The following is an 18010-nucleotide window of genomic DNA, read 5'->3' as shown; positions in this document are numbered from 1 at the left end:
GGCTGCTTCTTCCTTACTCTTCTTGGCGGAAACGTGCTGCGAGTTCGCTGCGTGAGCGGATGCCGAACTTCGCATAGACGCGGGTCAGGTGGTACTGGACGGTCTTGACCGAGAGAAACAGTTCTCCCGCCACCTCCTTGTTGGTGTGGCCCGACGCGACGAGTGTGGCGACAGCACGTTCCTGCGGTGTCAACGCGGACACGTCGGTGTGATTCCGAATGCTCACCGCGTCGCCGGACTTCAACCCGCCCGCTTTGAGCTCGCGGTCGCAGCGCGCGACGATCGAGCCCGCGCCGAGCACGGCATACAGCTCCCGCGCGGTGCGGATCACACTGTCTGCGTCGCGTCGCCGTCCGGCGCGGCGCAAGGTCTGCCCGTACGCGAAATTGATGCGTGCGCGATCGTACGGCAATGGGAGGGCAGCGATTTCGGACAATGCACTCTCGAAGGAGTCGCGGGCCGAATCGATGTCACCCCGCGCGCCGTGAATGCGTCCGCGCACGTACCCGAGTCGTGCTTTCGCGGAACGGTGACCTCGCTCGGCGGCGCGTTCTTCGTGGGGGCGCAGGAAGACGTCGGCGTCGTCGACGCGTCCGGTCATCACCAGCGCGTTGCCGTAGAGGTCGGGCCACGGCCAGAATCCGGGTTCGTCGAGGGCTTCTCTGTGCCGCAGGGTCACGAGGGGGTCGAGCTGGCGGAGCACCCCGTCGTAATCTGCTGCTACCTCTGCGCATTGGGCTGCGGAGATGCAGGAGGGGACGAGCATGAGCGTGTAGTCGTTGCTCCCGGCGCGGCCGCGCCGAAGGTGCTCGCGCGCGGCATCCCAGTTGCCGCGCAGTGCATGTACCTGGGCTCCAGTCCAATGGACAAGTGGCCGCAGCAGATCCAGGCCGGTCGAATCGAGTTGTGCAGCGGCCCGGTCCACGGTGCGCAGGGCATCGCTCCACGCCCCCAAGGTGAACTGTGTGCGGGCGAGCCACGCTTGCGCCCACAGTGAGATCCGGAGCGAGCCACCGCGGAACGTGGTGGGTTCGGAGGCTTCCAGTTCGGTACGGGCACGATCGGGCGCATCCAACGCCAACGCGAGCCAGCCTTCTGCCATGCGGATACGCTGGCTCTGCGCTCCGAGGCGGACGTGGTCGGCAAGGCCGGCGTATGAAGCGCGCGCCTCGTCGATGCGTCCTGTCATGCCCAGACCGAGGCCTCGGATGGCGTTGGACTCCACGACAGCGGGTGCATCGCCCGGGACCAGCGACGAGGCACGATCGGACCAGGCCACGAGTTCGTCGCCGCGCATCCTGGCCAGCGAGTGCAGAACCATCCGCTGGCAGATCATCGCTGCCAGTTCGGGGTCGGTATCCGACTCGTCGACCATGGTCCAGGCTTCGGACAGCAGATAGTGCGCCTCGGCGGCGCGGCCCCGCTGGATTGCGAGGTAGCCGAGGACGGCGTTGCGCATCGGGCCTCCGGGGGCGCTTTCGATCTCGGGAACGAAGGTCTGTGCCTGGGGGAGATCGGCGGCGCCGGTGAGTGCATCGACCCCGCGGATCAAACGTTGTGTGCGGAGGTCGCGTTCGGGCGTGATGCGGCCTGCCGTGATGAGCGCCTCGGCGGCCTGCGCCCATGCACCGTCGGCAGCGCGTTGCCGAGCGAACCGATCGAGTTTGTCCGCGAGAGTGCCGTCGGCGGCGGGTGTGGCCGACACCAGATGGAACAGCGCGTCGCCCTCGTCGTCGACAAGTGTGGCCGCTCGCGCATGCAGTTCGCGCCACCGCGCCGGCCCGATCTCGTCGGTGACGGCGGCGCTGGTCATCGGGTCGGGGAACAGCAGGGTGACGATGCCCTGCCGTTCCCGCATCGTCAGCAGACCGGCGGTGTGTGCTTCGTCGAGCAACGGTGTGGGGTCGTCGACTTCGGCAAGTGCGGCAGCCGGAGCGAGCGGCGATCCGGTGCCCAGGATCGCCGCTGCTTCGATGAGGGCGCGTGTGTCGGGTGAGCAGGCGGTGAGGGCTCGCCGTACTGCTGCGGCGTGTTGCGCAGGTGCGGGGAACCGCGCCTGCCACCGCTGCCATTGGGCGCGCGGGATCTCGTCGAGGAGCTGTAACACCGGCCGGGGACTCCCGAGTGTGTGCTCGTGCAGGCGTTGAGCCGTCCAGGGCGAGAGGTCCACGCCCGCGCGGAGAAGCGCGAGCTGGGCGACATCGCCGGAGGTGAGGGCGCGGACATGGATGGTGTCGGCCCGATGCGACGACAGGATTCGTGCGGTGGTGTCGTCGATGCCGTCGGGCAGGACGTCGGGGATCACCCACAACATCAGGATCGGGCGTTGGTGTGCGCGGCGGATCATCGACGAAAGCGACTGCAACGACTCGATATCCGACCAGTGGGCGTCATCGACGACGATGATCGTGGTGCTGTGGATCGTGTCCAGGTACGCATGCGCAGCATCGATGGGGTCGGCCCCCGGCTCAGGGGCGTGAGTCAACTGTTCGAGCACCGCCCACGGATGGTCCGACTCCCACGGCGCCCCTGATGCGAACTGTGCGTGTATATCACGGTGCCTGCTCGTGAAAGCTCGGACGAGAGCGCTTTTTCCGATGCCGGGTGGACCCTCGACGAGGGCGAGCACGGGAGACCCGGCGCGCGCCCCGTCGAGTAGTCGGTCGAGCTGAGAGAGCTCGGTTTCACGTCCTACCAGCATCGAATTGTCCGTCACGCATCCACGGTAGTCCCGGTCGAGGCGTCCGGGACGTCGATCCGCGTGTTGTGCTGCAGCGGTCGGGGAACGAAGAACGTGACGAGGCCACCGGCGAGAGCGATCACCGCGAAGATGTAGAAGTTCACGTTGTTCGCGAAGCCGGCGCCGATCAACAGGCCACCGATGATCGGGCCGAAGATCCCGCCGAGTCGGCCGAATCCGGCGCACCACGCGACACCGGCTGCGCGAGCGGGGGTGTCGTAGTAGTTCGACACGAAGCCGTAGACGAGCACCTGCGTACCGATCGTGCCGACGCCGGCGATCGCGACGGCGGTGAGGAGCACGGGCAGCGGGAACCCGAGGGTGAGCATCACCAATGCGACGGCAGCGAGGAAGAAAGTGGTGACGATGACGGACTGCGGACCGCGACCGTCGGCGATCTTCGATGCGATGAGGCCGCCGATGATGGCACCGCCGTTGAGGACGAGGAGAAATGCGAGCGAACCGTCGGCGTTGTAGCCGGCGTCGGCCATGATTTTCGGCAACCATGTGTTCAGGCCGTAGGTCAGGAGCAGGCCGGCGAAGCTCATCAGGCCGAGCAGACCGGTGCCGAGCGCGTACTTCCTGGTGGCGAGCGCAGCGAAACCGACCTTCTCGGTGGGTGCGGCAGGCGCGGCCGTGGGCATCGGGAAGCCGAACTTGTCGCAGGTGGATTTCGCTTCGTCGAGGCGCCCGCGGGAGGCCAGCCACGCGGGCGATTCGGGGAGCTTGGCCAGCGCGAGTGGGAACAGGATGACGAGCGGCAGAGCGCCGATCAGGAACAGTCCACGCCATCCGATGACGTCACGCAGCAGGATCGCGAGCAGCGATGCGAGGACACCGCCTGCGGGGACGCCGCTGTAGACGATGGCGTTGAACAGGTTGCGCTTGCCGGGTGGGGCGAACTCCGCGACGACGGCACCGGCGGTGGCGACCAGGCCGCCGACACCGATACCGGTGAAGAACCGGAGGCCACCGAACATCGCGATGCTGGTCGAGAACGCTGCTGCGCCCATACCGACCGAGAACCACACGATGTTGATCAGCATCATCTTGCGGCGGCCGACGCGGTCGCCGAACGCGCCGGTGACGAGAGCACCGACCATGACACCGATCAGGGCGTAGGAGCCGAGTGCCCCGGCCTGCTGCGCGGAGATCTCGCCGAGCTGGGTGGGGTCGCCCATGAGTGTCGGAAGAACAGTTCCGTACACGACGAGGTCGTATCCGTCGAAGATGATCGCGACGGTGGCGAGAGCGACGATCCAGATGACGCTTCGTTTGTGCTGTGGACTGGCCCAGGTCTGTGTGGTTCGGGTCATGACTTGCTCCGGTTTGTGTGAGGGGTCACAAATGAATTCGGGCAGAAAAGTGGCCTCACCAGCAGGGAAAGGCCCACTGGTGAGGCCCGGTCGAACGGCTGTCAGCCTTGATCGCCTCCGGCTACGGGAAGTACCGAACCGGTGATGTACGAGGCCTCATCGGAGGCCAGGAAAGTAATCGCCGCGGCTTGCTCCTCGAGCGTGCCGTACCGCTTGAGCAGCGAAGAATCGACGGTCTGGTCCACGATCTGCTGGTACCAGGCCTTCTCCTGCTCGGTCTGCGGGGCAGGCCCCCGCGCGACCCGCCGCTCCGGCGCGACGGTCCCGCCCGGCGCGGTGGCGACGACGCGAACGCCGTACTGCGACAGCTCGAGCGCAAGCGCGGAGGTGATGGCGTTGACGCCACCTTTCGCGGCGGCATACGGAACACGGTTCACCCCGCTCGTCGCCACGGACGACACGTTCACGATCGTGCCGGAACGCTGGTCTATCAGGTACGGCGCAGCCGCGCGGCACGACCACAACGTGGGGAACAGCGACCGGCGGATCTCCTTCTCGATCTCATCGGGCGCGTAGTGCTCGTACGGCTTGGCCCAGATCGTTCCGCCGACCACATTGATGAGCACGTCGAGTCGTCCGGCAGATCGGGTCGCGAACGCGAGCGCCTCCTCCGCTCCCTCGAAGGTCTCGAGATCCGCAGTCACCGAGTGGGCCTTACCGCCCTCGGCGCGCAGCGTCTCGGCGACTTCGTGGACGATCTCGGCACGGTCGACGAGGACGACCTCGCCGCCTTCCGCCGCGACACGGGACGCAACCGCGAGACCGATGCCCTGTGCGGCGCCGGTGATCGTCAGGCACTGGCCGTCGAACCGCCCGGGGAAGAACTTCGCTTCGCTCATCGTGCACCCGCTGCCGCGCCCTCGGCGATCGCTCGCCGCATCGTCTCCTTGGCGTGGCCGGAATGCGCGACCATCAGTTCGCGGGCTGCGGCCTTGTCGCCCTTCTCGAACGCCTCGACGAGCTGCAGGTGTTCGTCGATGATGTGTCCCTCGATCCAGTGCGCGTCGCGGAGCACCTGGTACATCAGCTGTGTCACCTCGAGGCGGTTGTAGGCCTCGAGCAGTACCGGATTGGTGCAGCAGCGGAACAGGTACTCGTGGAACGCCGCGGTGGTGTCTGTGAACGCGGCGGCGTCCGTGAAGTGGTCACCTTCGACGGACGCGCCGGATGCCTCGGCGAGAATCCGGAACTCCACGAGCTGCTCGGGGGTGAGCCGGCCGATGGTGAGCTCGAGGACACCGAGTTCGAGCGCCATGCGGGCGTCGAACTGCTCGTCGGACTCGGCGACAGGCGGGTGCTCCTCACCGATCTCGTAGTTTCCGGGGTCGGCGGGTGTCTCGAGCGCAACGGGACGGCCGGTCTCGGCAGCGGCCTTCTCGGCAGCAGCCTTCTCCGCGTCGGTGGGGGCCGGGGTGGTCGCCCCGCCCGGAGTGGCGGAGGTGTTGAACTTCTCGAAGTAGAAGTTCACGGGTGTGATGCTGTTCTCCGACAGGTGATTACGCACCGCTTCCACCATCGGCGGTGGGCCGCACAGGTAGATGTCGACGTCGCCGTCGTTGAGGTGCTGCGGCTCGAACAGTCCGGTCACGTAGCCCTTGTTCGGGGCCGACGAATCCTTGTCGGCGACACAGTAGTCGAACGTGAAGTTCGGCAGAGACTCCGCATAGGCCTGGAGCTTCTCGAGTTCGACGAGGTCGTGGTCGAACGTGACGCCGTAGATGAGGTGCACCGGATGATCGGTGCCCTCGCTCTGAATCTTCGACAGGATCGACAACAGCGGGGCGAGTCCGGTCCCGCCTGCCAGCAGCAGCGACGGGCGCTTGCGCTCGCGGAGGAAGAAGCTACCGAAGGGGCCGGTGAATTCGAGAGTGTCGCCCACCTGAGCGCGGTCGCGCAGATATTCCGACATCAGGCCGCCCTCGGTGATCTTCACCAGGAACGCCAGCGAATTGTCGTGGGGGCCGGTGCTGAACGAGTACGACCTGCTCGCCTGCTTGCCGGTGCCGTCGTCGCTACCGGGAACCCCGATGTTGACGTACTGCCCGGGCAGGAACACCAGGTCGTCCCGGTTGTCGATCTCGACGGTGAAGCCGACGACGCTCTCGGAGAAGCGATTGAGTTCGGTGATCGTCGCGGTGTACGAGGCCGCGGCGGTCTTCGCGACATCCGACGTGCTGGCGATCTGCACCACCAGATCCGACTCGGGCATCATCTGACACGGCAGGCAGTAACCCTGTTCTGCTTCCTCGTCGGTCAGCGCATCCTCGATGTAGTCGCCGCCGTCGTAAGTGCCCGATTCGCAGAACGCCTTGCAGGTGCCGCACGCGCCGTCGCGGCAGTCGAGGGGGATGTTGATCCGCGCCTTGTACGACGCGTCTGCGACGGTCTCGTTCGGCTTGACCTTGATGAAGCGGGTGACCCCGTCCTCGAAGCTCAATGCCACCTGGAATGTCATGGTGCCCAAGCCTCCTCTCGTGATTCCGGGTATTAGACGACGTAGACGTCGACGATGTGGTGGATGTAGTCGTTCTTCAGAACGATCTTCTTCTTCTTGATCACCGGCTGATCACCCGAGACATCGAGAGTGAGGAATGTGGTGCCGAAGTAGGTATCCGTCGTGTTGTAGCGGAAGTACAGCGAGAACCAGTTGTGGCGCAGGTCGATTTCGGTGCCGCGGCGCTCGAGGATCTCGACGTTGGTGATGTTGTGTCCGGTGCGAGGTTCGGGCAGTGACGTCGACGACGACCGGTCGGTGCGGATTCGGAACACACGGTCTTCGAGCCCACCGCGGTTCGGATAGTAGATCAATGAGATCTCGGACTGCGGATCTTCGGTGAGCTTGCCGTCGTCGTCCCATGCCGGCATCCAGTACTCGGCGTCGGGGTGGTAGCACTCGATCCACTTCTCGAATTCCCGATCGTCGAGCAGGCGTGCTTCCCTGTAGAGGAACTGTTCGATGTCGGTCTGCGTCAACTCTGTTGCAGTAGTCATGGTTTCGGTTCCTCTCAGAGCGCGGTGGGTTCGCCGGCGGCGGCAGCTGCGGCTTCGGCGTCGACGGCATTGCGCATCGTGTCGAGCCAGTAGCCGTGCTGGATCGGGTACAGGCCCTCGTCCTCGGTCTTCACACCACTGGACAGGACACCATCCATGCCCAGATCTTTCGCGACCTGATCCGGCCCGTTGAGCACGTGAGTGGCGCCGCGGCTCATGTCGTTCCACGGTGCAGACGACGCCATGTACGTCTTCTGGCAGGAGCGGAACTCTTCGAGGTCGTCGGGGGTTGCCATGCCGGTGGCATTGAAGAAGTCCTCGTACTGGCGGATTCGGTTGGCGCGGGCCTCGGCGCTCTCGCCCTTCGGGGCGATGCAGTAGATCGTCACCTCGGTCTTGTCGACCGAGATCGGGCGCAGGTGCCGAATTTGCGACGAGAACTGATCCATGATGTACACGTTCGGGTACAGGCACAGGTTGCGCGACGCACCGACCATGAACTCGGCCTTCTTCTCGCCGTGCTCCTTCATGAGCTCTTCTTTGCGCGGGTAGAGCGGGCGGTCTTCGGGGTTGCCCCACCACATCCACAGCAACAGGTGCCCGTGGTCGAACGAGTAGTAGCCGCCGCCCTGCTTGCCCCACGTGCCGGCGTCCATTGCCTTGGTCTCGTTTGCGGACTCACCGGCGCCGCGGCGTGCCGTGGTCGCGGCGTAGTTCCAGTGGGTCGCCGACACGTGGTATCCGTCAGCCCCGTTCTCCGCCTGGAGCTTCCAGTTTCCGTCATAGGTGTAGGTGGACGAGCCGCGCAGCACCTCGAGTCCTTCGGGGGACTGGTCGACGAGCATGTCGATCATCTTCGTGGTGTCGCCGAGGTGTTCGTCCAGCGACTTGACGTCGGGGTTGAGCGAGCCGAACAGGAACCCGCGGTAGCTCTCGAACCGGGCGACCTTCGTCAGATCGTGGCTGCCGTCGGTGTTGAACTGTTCCGGGTAACCGGCGTCGCGGGGGTCCTTGACCTTGAGCAGCTTGCCGTTGTTCCGGAAGGTCCAGCCGTGGAAGGGGCACGTGAAGGTCGTGCGGTTATCGGTCTTGCGGCGGCACAGCATCGCGCCGCGGTGGCTGCACGCGTTGATCAGGGCGTGAAGTTCACCCTCTTTGTCGCGGCTGATCACGACGGGGGAACGGCCGATGTTGGTGGTGAAGTAGTCGCCGACATTCGGGATCTGGCTCTCGTGAGCGAGGTACACCCAGTTGCCCTCGAAGATGTACTTCATCTCCAGTTCGAAGATCTCTTCGTCGGTGAAGACATCGCGACGGACCTGATGCCGTCCGGTCGCGGGGTCTTCGACGAGAGCTCCGTCGAGGTGGGTGCGCACGTGTTCCACGATGTCGGTCATAGGGATCCTCCAGTGTCGGCGTAGTTCCCGGGACGAACAGCGTCGGTGTCCGATTCCGGTCCGAACACAGTTGCCGTGGCGGCGGTCGGACAGGCTGTGTCGGGGTGGGGCTCGGACGGGCTGTGTCCGGCATTACTACTACCCTGACAGCCTGTGTTTGCGGTCACACCGGGTAAATGCCTAGTGATACCTAGGACCCGAGGCTCGAGGGACGAAGTGCTCTGGACGAGCGGAATGGCCGAATGTCACCTTCATGAGCTCGAGCTGCATGAAGGTGACATTCGGTCAACCGGCGAGCGGGACCCTACCCGGCTGCGGTGAACTTTTCGCGCCGGATCCGACGCGGCGACATCCGGCGTCGTTTGAACGACTTCACCGCGGCTTCGACGAACTTCTCCGACCCGCAGACGTAACCGGTGAATTCCTTCGCCGAGGCAACGTCCTCGGCGAAGGCATCGGTGACATAGCCCTCCCGGTCGCCCCCGTTCTCACGGCTTACGCAGGTGACGTACCGCAGCCCGGAGTGCTTGTCCTCCAGTTCACGGAAGAAGTCGGCGTCGTACACATCAGCGCAGGTCCGCACCCCGTGGTACAGCAGGATCTCCCGCTGCGGATCCAACGCGAGCGCATGACGGACGATGCCCTTGAGCGGTGCGAGTCCGGTGCCGCCACCGAGCAGCGCCATCGGTCCCGTCGACTTCTCGTCGAACGTGAAATCGCCGTAGGGACCTGTCATATCGATCCGGTTACCCACCTCGATCGATCCGAATAACCATTCGGAGGACACTCCGCCGGGGTGTCGTCGTACGTGCAGTTCGAGCAGTTTCGGCTCGGTCGGCGGGTTGGCCAGGGAGTACTGACGTCTCGTCGATGTTCCCGGAACGGTGACGTCGACATACTGGCCCGCGGAGAACGTGAGAGGAACATCGAGGGTCAGCAGCACACGTCGGGTATCGGAGGCGATATCACGCACCTCGGAGACCGTGGCGAGGAAGTCGTGCAACACATGCGTAGGCGTGATTTTTTCGGCGATCGGTGGGTCGATCGTGGTGTCACTGCACGGCGTGGCCTGGCAGGCCAGTGCAAAGCCCGCGATGCGTTCGTGCTGCGGAAGCGTGTTCTCGGGGGAGTTTCGGTGGTCGACCGAACCCGAGCAGACCTTGATCTTGCATGTGCCGCAGGTTCCCTGGTTGCACGAGTTGGGCATCCACACACCGCTGCGCAGGAACGCGTCGAGAACCGGTTGATCGGGACCGCAGTCGACGGCCGTCGAGCCGGTGGTGACGGTGTACGACATGTCAGACCTCCCAGGTCGCGTGCAGTGAGGTGGGACCGCGGAAGCCCCAGCCCCAGAACTCGACGTCTGCGCCGGTGTCACGTTCGAGGTTGGGGATGGTTTCGAGCAGTTCCTCGAGCCCGATACGGCAGACGTGGTTCGCGAAGTAGATTCCGGCGCATGCGTGGTTGCCGGTGCCGAACGCGAGGTGCGGAAGCGGTGGTCGCGTCATGTCGTACTCGGTAGGTGCGTCGAACGTGTCGGTGTCGTGATTGGCCGATCCGTAGGAGAGGATGACCACCGATCCCGCGGTGACCTCTATTCCGGATACCACTGTGTCGCACTTGGCGATTCGTGCGGTCCCTGACCAGATCGGCGACGTCCAGCGCATTCCCTCGGCGATGGCACGGGGAATCAGATCGGGCTCGTCGACGATGGCCTCGAACTGCTCCGGGCGGCTGAACAGACCGGCCAGTGTCGACGACATTGCGTGCCCCGGCTCCTGCATGGCGCCGAGGAGGAATACGTACAGGGTGGGGTAGATGTAGTCGCGGTCGCGGGTCTGCCCATCGGGCATGCCGTCGTGCAGCCAGTGCGAGATGGCGCTGTCGTCCGGATGTTCGATCCAATGGTCGATCAGCGGGTCGACGATCGACTGGATCTCGGCTTTCGCAGCGTCACCCTCGTCGAACCGTTGCTGATCGGTGAAATTGCCGTCGGCGTCGACTGCGGCATTCGTGAACGAGTCGGACAGCTTGTGGAACCAATCGCGAAGCATGTCCGAGCTGACATCTTTCAGGCCGAGCAGATCTCCGAGCGCGCGGACACTGAGCGGTTCGCAGTACTGGGTGACGAGGTCGGCCTTACCGTCCGATTCGAATTCTTCGAGGTAACGCCGGGCGATCGGTCGGACGAGGTCCTCGATCCACCGGTCCACTTCGCTGGGCTGCAGAGCCGGCTCGACCATCGATCGCAAGTCTTTGTGGATATCGCCGTTTACCCCGATAATCGCGGGATGCCCGAATGTGCGGCCACCGGCAGGGGTGATGATCCCCTCGAAGTCGTCGCTGTTCGCAATCGTGCGGCACGCCTCCGTTGTCGACGCCACGAACGCCCCCAACACGGGCAGGAAAGCGACAGGCGCCTCGGCTCGAAGACGCTCGTAGATCGGGTACGGATTGCGCTCGAGCTCGGTCATGGTGACTTCGTCGATCCAGGAGAGAGTGCTTGTCATGGGATGCTCCTCGGGTGGGTCGTGGGGCCCGTCTCGCGCGGACCTTCCGTACTCTGTGAAGAGGACCATATGATCCAGGTCACTCAGGTTCTATGCCGATTGCGCGGAGTCGATACGAATCGCGCGGAAATGTGGCCTGGTAGGGGTCGCGGAGGTGGAAGGTGTCAGGATTCGAGGGCTGGGAGCACGCCTCCCGAGTGGTCGCCGACGTGTACTTCCCGCACGAATTGACCGTGCTGTCGGGAGCTGAAAAGCCCGAATTACAATTGTCCTCGGTGGATTTCGGCCCGGTCATGATCGGCAGACTCGCCTGGGGCGTCGACGTGGCCATCGAGTGCGAGTATCCGGCGGCCTACGAGATCAACATCCCTCTCGCAGGCAGTCTCGAATCCCGGGGCCGCGGCGGTGACGTCATCTCCGGGCCGGGGCAGGCCACCGTGTTCAGTGCAGATACTCCGAATCGCATCACACGCTGGGACGCAACATGTTCTGTTCTCGGCGTAAAGTTCGAACGCGACCACCTCGAGCGAGAGGCCGACCGGATTCTGGGTGCGCCGCTGCGTTCCCGGCTCGTGCTGCCTGATCAGATCGATCTCACCGGGTCGGCCGATGATTGGCGCCGCCTGGTTGCCTCATTATCGGACCAGTTCTCCGGGGGCACCGGCTCGCTTTCCAACCCACTTGTGTCGCAGCAACTTGCGGGCGCGGTCACGGCCGCGTTCGTGCTGGCGGTGGCGCCCCCGGTCGAGGATGCTGCTCCGGCGCCGAGGCCGGGGATGGTCCGCCGCGTCCTCGATGTCTTGCACGACGATCCCTCACGTCCATGGACCGCAGCCGATATGGCAGAGATTGCAGGCACCAGCGTGCGGCGGATGCAAGAGACATTTGCAGAGTATGTCGGAAGCAGTCCTTCCGCAGTGCTTCTCGATATCCGGCTGGATCGCGCACGCGTCGAACTCGCGGCAGGCGACTCCGGCCTCACGGTGGCCGATGTTGCGTTCCGATGGGGATTCAGCAGCCCCGGCCGATTCGCGGCGGCGTTCAAGAAGAGATACGGGACGACGCCCTCGGCGATGTTGCGGCAGTGATGAAAGCGGAACTTCAGCTGCAACGGAATTGGACAGATACACACCGTTTGACGGTGTGCATCTGTCCAATAGGTGTGTATCTGCGTTACCCGACCCACATGACCGGGGTCGGACGGTCGAACGACAACTCGGGATAGTCGTCATCGGCGACCGGTGTGCGTAGCCGCCGTTCGACGTAGTCGTGGCCGTGCGTGCGCATGTACTCGATGCACGCCACCGTGTAACCGAGGGAATCGATTCGGTCGGTGCCTACCGGGCGGAACAGGTTGGGAAATCCGTGCGCGGTCACGGCGGCAGGATCGATGGCGGTGGCCTCACGCCCAAGCAGGTGGATCGTCCCGTCGCCATCGATCACGAACTTGGCGCGCGCGATGACGAACCTTCCTACGTGGAATTCCCAGCGATTGTCGATGTCGTCGTATGTGGCCGAGGTTGCGCTGACCAGCTCACAGACCGACAGACGTAAGTCGTCACGAAGGCGGCCTGCCGCGCGCTGGGATGCGAAGGAACGCCCGAGGATCACGGCGTCGAACTCCGGAATGGGGGCAGGGGCACCGGAATTCGAAGCGGCGGACATCTCGGACGCTCCTTCGCGTGGGGTGGATGATTGGGTACCGCGCGCAGGCGGGGTAGGTGGGGGGTCGTCCGCCCGCGCGCGGTGGTGTGGGGTGTCGTTACTTGTAGAACGCGGAGACGTCGGCGTTGCTGATCAGGTCGGGCACGGTCCAGCCGTCGAGGTCGTACTCGCTCATGAACTGCTCGGCGAAGCCCTTCATGGAGGCCACGTCACCGCGGGTCTCGGCTGCGAACAGCAGTTCGGCCTTGACGTTCTCGTGGTTGCCTGCGTAGTTCCGCTCGTACAACTCGTGACGGCCACCGAACTCGGATCCGATCGAATCCCACAGTGCCTTCATGACCTTGACACGGTCGACGGCCTGAATGCCGTCGGATCCGCGGACGTACTTGTCCAGGTAGGGGCGCACCTCGGGGTTCTTGAAGTCGGCGGCGGACGAGGGAAGGTAGATCAGGCCCGAGGCGACGTCCTGCTCGATGATCTCCTTGATGCGCGGGTAGCCCTGCATCGCGAACATCCGGTACGTCAGGCCGTATTCGAGCTTCGGGATGACGGTGTCGCCGATCCACGGTTCGGGATTGTTGACCATGGAGTCGGTCAGCGACCAGAACAGGTTGCGCCAGCCGATGACCTCACCGACGCGGGTCTGTACTCCTCGGAATCCACCGGCGCCGGTGGCGTCGAGTGCCTTCATGAGCAGGCCGGCGATGAAGTCGAGTTTCACGGCGAGGCGGGTGCAGCCCTGCAGCGTGAAGCGCTGCAGGAAACCGGAACCCGGCAGGAACTGGTTGATCTTCTCGACGTCCCCGTACATGAAGACGTTCTCCCACGGGACGAGGACCTTGTCGAAGATGAAGATGGCGTCGTTCTCGTCCATGCGGCTCGACAGCGGGTAGTCGAACGGCGAGCCGACGATGTTGGCGTTCTCCGAGTAGGAGGCGCGGGAGATCAGCTTGATGCCGGGTGCATCCATCGGCACCGTGCAGATCAGCGCGAATTCCTTCTTCTTGATCGGCAGGCCGTAGTGCGCGATGAAGTTGTAGTTGGTGATGGCCGAGCCGGTCGCGACGACCTTCGCGCCGGAGACGATGAGGCCGGCGTCGGTTTCCTTCTCCACCTTCATGAACACGTCGCCGACCTGGTCCGGGGGCAGCTGACGGTCGACAGGCGGGTTGATGATCGCATGGTTCCAGTACAGAACCTTCTCCTGCGATTCCCGGTACCAGCGCTTCGCGTTGTCCTGGAACGGGTTGTAGAACTCGTCGTTTGCGCCGAGTGTTCCGAGGAAAGAGGCCTTGTAGTCGGGGGAGCGGCCCATCCAGCCGTAGGTCAGACGTGCCCAGGTGGCGATGGCATCGCGGTCCTTGACCAGGTCGGCGGAGGATTTCGGGGTGCGGAAGAACGGCATCGTGACGCCGCCGTTGCCAGTGTCGGTCGGGGTGGTGAGTGCGTCGACGTGCTCACCGGTGTGCAGCGCGTCGTAGAGGCGCGCGGTCATCCGGATGGAGTTGCGGAACGCCGGGTGGTTCGTGAAGTCCTTGACCTTCTCGCCGTGCAGGAAGATCTCGCGGCCGTCGTCGATCGAGGCGATGTACTCGTCGCCGGTCATGGGGCGGGTCGCGAAATTCTTCGTCCGGTTCGCTTCGCACTCTGCGGCCACGTTGACCTTGGAGCGGTCGAGAGTGTCGGGGCGCGGTTCGGTGGTGGTCATGGAATTTCTCCTAGTCCGGTGGGGCAGGGATTCGCTGTGTCAAGGGATGTCAGGCCGGGGATGTGGCCAGGTGGAGCGGAGTGAACTTGGTCTGGGCGTCGAACCATCCGCTGTGCGGATCGTCCAGGCTGCCGTTCCATGCCGCAGACGCGCTGGGAGCGCCGAGGTCGTGGAAGGTGCTGCGGAAGAAGAGGAGGGGATCGACGTCGCGGCTGGAGGCATCGACGATCTCGCCGATGTAGATGACATGGTCACCGCCGTCGTATTCGCGCCACGGGATGCACGAGATCGTCGCGGCGGTGCCGGCGAGGACCGGGGCAGTGGGGCCGTCCTCCCATGTCGGTTCGGGCGACTGCGGCCTGCCCGCGAAGTGCATTGCGGTGTCGACCTGGTCGGCGGCGAGGACGTTCACGGCGAACGGTGCGCCCGACAGGAAGCCGCACGCCTTCGATGTGCGGGTCAAGGTGACCTGGCACAGTCGCGGCTCGAGCGACACTGCGGTGAACGCGGTGACGGTGGCGCCGTGCGGTTCGCCGTCCCGGTTGGCGCAGGTGATGACTGTAACGCCACTTGCGAACTGTCCGAAGATGTTTCGCAGGTCTCGCTGTTCCATGTCTGCGTCCTCCCTGTCCCGGTTCGATCTGGTGTGACACAAACCATATGGATGCGAAAGGGGGTCCGCGATCCAGTGAGCGCGGTCACTATCCGGTTAGCGCGGCGGGTAGGTATAAAGTCCTTGTTTGCCAGGGCGAGTGTCCCTGATCACACTGATATGAAGACCCCCGATATCCGGTGAAGGTGGGTGGATCGCAGATGGCAGAGGATTCGACTCGGCACCCGTCCGACTGGGGCGAGGTGGAAGAGGTGGTGTCGCATGCGTACTTCTCCCATGACCTCACCCCTCTCGAGAAGGTCGAGCCCCGCCTCAATCTGCGCACATTGCCTTTGGGGCCGGTCCGGCTGGCCAGGATCGGCTGGGGCGCCGAGGCATCGGTCCGCAGTTCGCACCCGGGCGCCTATGCCGTGAACATTCCTCTGTCGGGCACGATCGAGTCGATCGCCGGCGGCATCGAGACCGAGTCCGGGGTGGGGCAGGCCACCGTATTCGAGCCCGATATCGACGCGACGATCCGTCGGTGGAGCGGCGACTGCGAGATCGTCGGGGTCAAGCTGGAGCGCGACTACCTGCACCGGGAGATGGCCCGCATTCTCGGGCGCCCCGACCTGCACCTTCCCGCCAAGGTCGACCTGACGACCGACGCGGGACAGAGCTGGACGGCGCTATTGCGGTCGATCATTGAGCAGCTCAAGTCCGATGAGTCGCTCTGGGGTAACCCCCTGGTCGCCGATCAGCTCTCCGGTGCTCTGACCTCGTCGTTCATTCTCGCGGTGATGCCCGACGACGCTGATCCGACCGGAGGCGCGAGGCCGCGGATCATCAAGCGGGTCCTCGACCGGGTGCACAACGATCCGTCTCTGCCCTGGACGTCGGCGGACATGGCCGAGGTTGCCGGGGTGAGCGTACGTCGTCTGCAGGAGGGTTTTCGGGAGTATCTCGGCGTCTGCCCTCGCGACTACCTGCTCGATCTGCGGTTGTCGCGTATTCACGAGGAACTCTCTGCGGGATCCGGGTCGGAGATGTCGGTGACGGATGTGGCGTTGAGGTGGGGAATCACGCACACCGGCCGATTCTCGGCCGCGTACAAACGCAAGTACGGGGTAGCGCCCTCGGAAACTCTGCGTACCTGAGCGAGGGCGCCCTCGTCACCGGTGGCGGTATCCGAGTTCCTCGCTGAGCTTCTCCGCGCAGTCCACCACACGTTTCGCGCACAGATCCTGGAACGAATCGAGAGTGTGCCTGCCCGTCGACGTCGAACAGGCAAGCACGCCCACCGCATGCCCGGCGGGGTCGAACACGGGTGCCGCAAGCGAGATCAACCCGTCTTCGAGTTCGGCCGAGGCCATGGCGTAACCCTTGCTGCGCACGTGCGCGAGTTCGGTGCGGAATGCGTCGGCGTTGTCGATGGTGGTGGACGTGAGTTTCTCGAACCGGGTCTCCTCGATCACCGCGTCGACCAGTTCGCGTGGCGACCAGGCGAGCAGGGCGCGACCCATCGAGGTTGCGTATGCGGGTACGCGGGTACCGACCGAGACGTTGATGCTCATGATGCGTCGCACCGGCACGCGGGCCGCATACACGACCTCGGCTCCGTCGAGTACGCCGAGCGAGGCAGATTCGTGGGTGTGATCTGCGATTTCCACCAACTTGGGCAGTGCGGAGTCCACGAGGGTGTGTGAAGCTGTGTAGTGCTGCCCGATGCTCAGTACCCGCGGCGTCAGCGACCAGCGGGTTCCCGTGGCGGTGACGTAGCCGAGGCGCTGCAGTGTGAGCAGGATTCGACGAACTGCGGGCCGCGACAAGTCCGTCTTGGTGGCCACCTCGGCCAACGTCGGTTTCGGATCCTTGTCGTCGAAGGCGTGCAATACCGCAAAACCGCGTTCGATGCTCTGGATGAAGTCGCGGTCGTTACTCGGATTGTTGCCTAGGCCGGTGCTCGGCATCACATCTCCTACCTGCTCCTACCTGCGGGACCTGTCGATGTTGCCTCAATCGGGTGTTGACAAGCGATGTGACAACACGCACAGTATGTGTTGTACGCATTGCGATCCACAAGTACGCACAGCGTACATCCGGTAAGTCCACAGCCCACGGCACGGACAGGGCCGCTGCTTTCCACACCGTTTCTCAGCCCCGACGAGGAGAGTCCATGACCACCACCGAGAACCCGACCGCTCACGGTTCCGGCAACGCCGCCACCGACAAGTTCAAGTCCGAGCGGGTTTCGTCCGACACTTCCGTCGAGCGCGCGGCCGCGATCTACAAGGACGTGCTCGAGGCGCTGGCGGGGGTCGTCCACAAGCACGAGGTGACGTACGACGAGTACCGCGTCCTCAAGCAGTGGATGATCGACGTCGGTGAGTACGGCGAATGGCCGCTGTGGCTGGACGTCTTCGTCGAGCACGAGGTCGAGGAAGTCAACTACAGCCGCAAGCACTTCACCGGCACCAAGGGTTCCATCGAAGGCCCCTACTACGTTCCGAACGCTCCGAAACTGCCGTCCAAGTGCACCATGCCGATGCGCGAGAAGGACAAGGTCGCCCCGCCGCTGATCTTCAAGGGCAAGGTCACCGACCTCGAGGGCAACGGCATCGCCGGCGCCACCGTCGAACTCTGGCACGCCGACGAAGACGGCTACTACTCGCAGTTCGCTCCTGATATCCCGGAGTGGAACCTGCGCGGCACGATCGTGGCCGACGAGGACGGCAACTACGAGATCACCACACTCAAGCCGGCTCCCTACCAGATCCCGAACGACGGCCCCACCGGTTGGTTCATCAAGTCCTACGGCGGTCACCCGTGGCGTCCTGCTCACCTGCACCTGCTGGTGTCGGCGCCGGGTAAGCGCGCAATCACCACCCAGCTCTACTTCAAGGGCGGCGAGTGGGTCGAAGACGACGTCGCGACCGCTACCAAGCCGGAGCTCATCCTGGACCCGCAGCCGAACGCCGACGGTATCGCCGAGGTGAGCTACGACTTCGTGCTCGATCCCGAAGCGTGATTC

The 18010-nt window shown here is 64.5% G+C and carries 15 protein-coding genes; 3 read left to right on the top strand and 12 right to left on the bottom strand.

What is annotated here, in order from left to right:
• Positions 1–13 precede the first annotated feature (13 nt).
• The 8 genes from ACTDXD_RS09660 to ACTDXD_RS09625 form a co-directional block, all read right to left on the bottom strand.
• Positions 14–2701 (bottom strand): AAA family ATPase, encoded by a 2688-nt coding sequence (locus ACTDXD_RS09660; protein WP_440127596.1) that lies wholly within the window; start codon positions 2699–2701, stop codon positions 14–16.
• An 11-nt stretch (positions 2702–2712) separates the two neighbouring features.
• Positions 2713–4056, bottom strand: coding sequence for an MFS transporter (locus ACTDXD_RS09655; protein ID WP_440126826.1), 1344 nt, complete (start codon positions 4054–4056; stop codon positions 2713–2715).
• A 101-nt stretch (positions 4057–4157) separates the two neighbouring features.
• On the bottom strand, positions 4158–4955 hold the full coding sequence (locus tag ACTDXD_RS09650) for a 1,6-dihydroxycyclohexa-2,4-diene-1-carboxylate dehydrogenase (protein WP_440126825.1): 798 nt from the start codon (positions 4953–4955) through the stop codon (positions 4158–4160).
• On the bottom strand, positions 4952–6571 hold the full coding sequence (gene benC, locus ACTDXD_RS09645; protein WP_440126824.1) for a benzoate 1,2-dioxygenase electron transfer component BenC: 1620 nt from the start codon (positions 6569–6571) through the stop codon (positions 4952–4954). Before benC ends, ACTDXD_RS09650 begins: the two co-directional genes overlap by 4 nt.
• 32 nt (positions 6572–6603) lie before the next feature.
• Positions 6604–7107, bottom strand: coding sequence for a benzoate 1,2-dioxygenase small subunit (gene benB, locus ACTDXD_RS09640; RefSeq protein WP_054717146.1), 504 nt, complete (start codon positions 7105–7107; stop codon positions 6604–6606).
• A gap of 14 nt (positions 7108–7121) precedes the next feature.
• Positions 7122–8504 (bottom strand): benzoate 1,2-dioxygenase large subunit, encoded by a 1383-nt coding sequence (benA, locus tag ACTDXD_RS09635; RefSeq protein WP_440126823.1) that lies wholly within the window; start codon positions 8502–8504, stop codon positions 7122–7124.
• A gap of 304 nt (positions 8505–8808) precedes the next feature.
• On the bottom strand, positions 8809–9801 hold the full coding sequence (locus tag ACTDXD_RS09630) for an FAD-binding oxidoreductase (RefSeq protein ID WP_440126822.1): 993 nt from the start codon (positions 9799–9801) through the stop codon (positions 8809–8811).
• Between the two features lies 1 nt (position 9802).
• Complete coding sequence (locus tag ACTDXD_RS09625; protein ID WP_440126821.1) at positions 9803–11014, bottom strand: cytochrome P450; 1212 nt, start codon at positions 11012–11014, stop codon at positions 9803–9805.
• Positions 11015–11175: 161 nt separating this feature from the next.
• Here ACTDXD_RS09625 and ACTDXD_RS09620 point away from each other — a divergent pair, with 161 nt between their 5' ends.
• On the top strand, positions 11176–12102 hold the full coding sequence (locus tag ACTDXD_RS09620) for an AraC family transcriptional regulator (protein WP_440126820.1): 927 nt from the start codon (positions 11176–11178) through the stop codon (positions 12100–12102).
• 85 nt (positions 12103–12187) lie between these two features.
• Here the strand turns inward: ACTDXD_RS09620 and ACTDXD_RS09615 are convergent, their stop codons facing one another.
• The 3 genes from ACTDXD_RS09615 to ACTDXD_RS09605 all read right to left on the bottom strand — a co-directional run bounded on the left by ACTDXD_RS09615 (position 12188) and on the right by ACTDXD_RS09605 (position 15000).
• Positions 12188–12679: a hypothetical protein gene (locus tag ACTDXD_RS09615; RefSeq protein WP_440126819.1), complete on the bottom strand. Its 492-nt coding sequence runs from the start codon at positions 12677–12679 to the stop codon at positions 12188–12190.
• Positions 12680–12776: 97 nt separating this feature from the next.
• Positions 12777–14387, bottom strand: a complete 1611-nt coding sequence (locus ACTDXD_RS09610) for a 4-hydroxyphenylacetate 3-hydroxylase family protein (protein ID WP_440126818.1) — start codon at positions 14385–14387, stop codon at positions 12777–12779.
• 49 nt (positions 14388–14436) lie between these two features.
• Entirely contained in the window at positions 14437–15000 is a 564-nt protein-coding gene (locus ACTDXD_RS09605; protein ID WP_440126817.1) for a flavin reductase family protein, read from the bottom strand.
• A gap of 200 nt (positions 15001–15200) precedes the next feature.
• On the opposite strand from ACTDXD_RS09605, the gene ACTDXD_RS09600 reads away from it, so the two are divergent.
• Complete coding sequence (locus ACTDXD_RS09600; protein WP_440126816.1) at positions 15201–16136, top strand: AraC family transcriptional regulator; 936 nt, start codon at positions 15201–15203, stop codon at positions 16134–16136.
• Positions 16137–16151: 15 nt separating this feature from the next.
• Here the strand turns inward: ACTDXD_RS09600 and ACTDXD_RS09595 are convergent, their stop codons facing one another.
• Positions 16152–16949 (bottom strand): IclR family transcriptional regulator domain-containing protein, encoded by a 798-nt coding sequence (locus ACTDXD_RS09595; protein WP_440126815.1) that lies wholly within the window; start codon positions 16947–16949, stop codon positions 16152–16154.
• Between the two features lie 206 nt (positions 16950–17155).
• Here ACTDXD_RS09595 and catA point away from each other — a divergent pair, with 206 nt between their 5' ends.
• On the top strand, positions 17156–18007 hold the full coding sequence (gene catA / locus ACTDXD_RS09590; RefSeq protein WP_440126814.1) for a catechol 1,2-dioxygenase: 852 nt from the start codon (positions 17156–17158) through the stop codon (positions 18005–18007).
• Positions 18008–18010: the final 3 nt, after the last annotated feature.

The sequence above is a fragment of the Rhodococcus sp. SJ-3 genome (assembly GCF_051918125.1).
GTDB lineage: Bacteria > Actinomycetota > Actinomycetes > Mycobacteriales > Mycobacteriaceae > Rhodococcus.
Note: the sequence above shows the minus strand (reverse complement) of the source record. Positions and strands in the feature narration are given on the sequence as shown.

Bases quoted from the DNA above. Each gene is read 5' to 3' on its own strand.
- ACTDXD_RS09650 (WP_440126825.1), bottom strand. From the start codon at position 4,955: ATGAGCGAAGCGAAGTTCTTCCCCGGGCGGTTCGACGGCCAGTGCCTG.
- catA (WP_440126814.1), top strand. From the start codon at position 17,156: ATGACCACCACCGAGAACCCGACCGCTCACGGTTCCGGCAACGCCGCC.
- ACTDXD_RS09625 (WP_440126821.1), bottom strand. From the start codon at position 11,014: ATGACAAGCACTCTCTCCTGGATCGACGAAGTCACCATGACCGAGCTC.
- benC (WP_440126824.1), bottom strand. From the start codon at position 6,571: ATGACATTCCAGGTGGCATTGAGCTTCGAGGACGGGGTCACCCGCTTC.
- ACTDXD_RS09595 (WP_440126815.1), bottom strand. From the start codon at position 16,949: ATGCCGAGCACCGGCCTAGGCAACAATCCGAGTAACGACCGCGACTTC.
- ACTDXD_RS09615 (WP_440126819.1), bottom strand. From the start codon at position 12,679: ATGTCCGCCGCTTCGAATTCCGGTGCCCCTGCCCCCATTCCGGAGTTC.
- ACTDXD_RS09600 (WP_440126816.1), top strand. From the start codon at position 15,201: ATGGCAGAGGATTCGACTCGGCACCCGTCCGACTGGGGCGAGGTGGAA.
- ACTDXD_RS09655 (WP_440126826.1), bottom strand. From the start codon at position 4,056: ATGACCCGAACCACACAGACCTGGGCCAGTCCACAGCACAAACGAAGC.
- ACTDXD_RS09605 (WP_440126817.1), bottom strand. From the start codon at position 15,000: ATGGAACAGCGAGACCTGCGAAACATCTTCGGACAGTTCGCAAGTGGC.
- ACTDXD_RS09610 (WP_440126818.1), bottom strand. From the start codon at position 14,387: ATGACCACCACCGAACCGCGCCCCGACACTCTCGACCGCTCCAAGGTC.
- benA (WP_440126823.1), bottom strand. From the start codon at position 8,504: ATGACCGACATCGTGGAACACGTGCGCACCCACCTCGACGGAGCTCTC.
- ACTDXD_RS09660 (WP_440127596.1), bottom strand. From the start codon at position 2,701: ATGCTGGTAGGACGTGAAACCGAGCTCTCTCAGCTCGACCGACTACTC.
- ACTDXD_RS09630 (WP_440126822.1), bottom strand. From the start codon at position 9,801: ATGTCGTACACCGTCACCACCGGCTCGACGGCCGTCGACTGCGGTCCC.
- benB (WP_054717146.1), bottom strand. From the start codon at position 7,107: ATGACTACTGCAACAGAGTTGACGCAGACCGACATCGAACAGTTCCTC.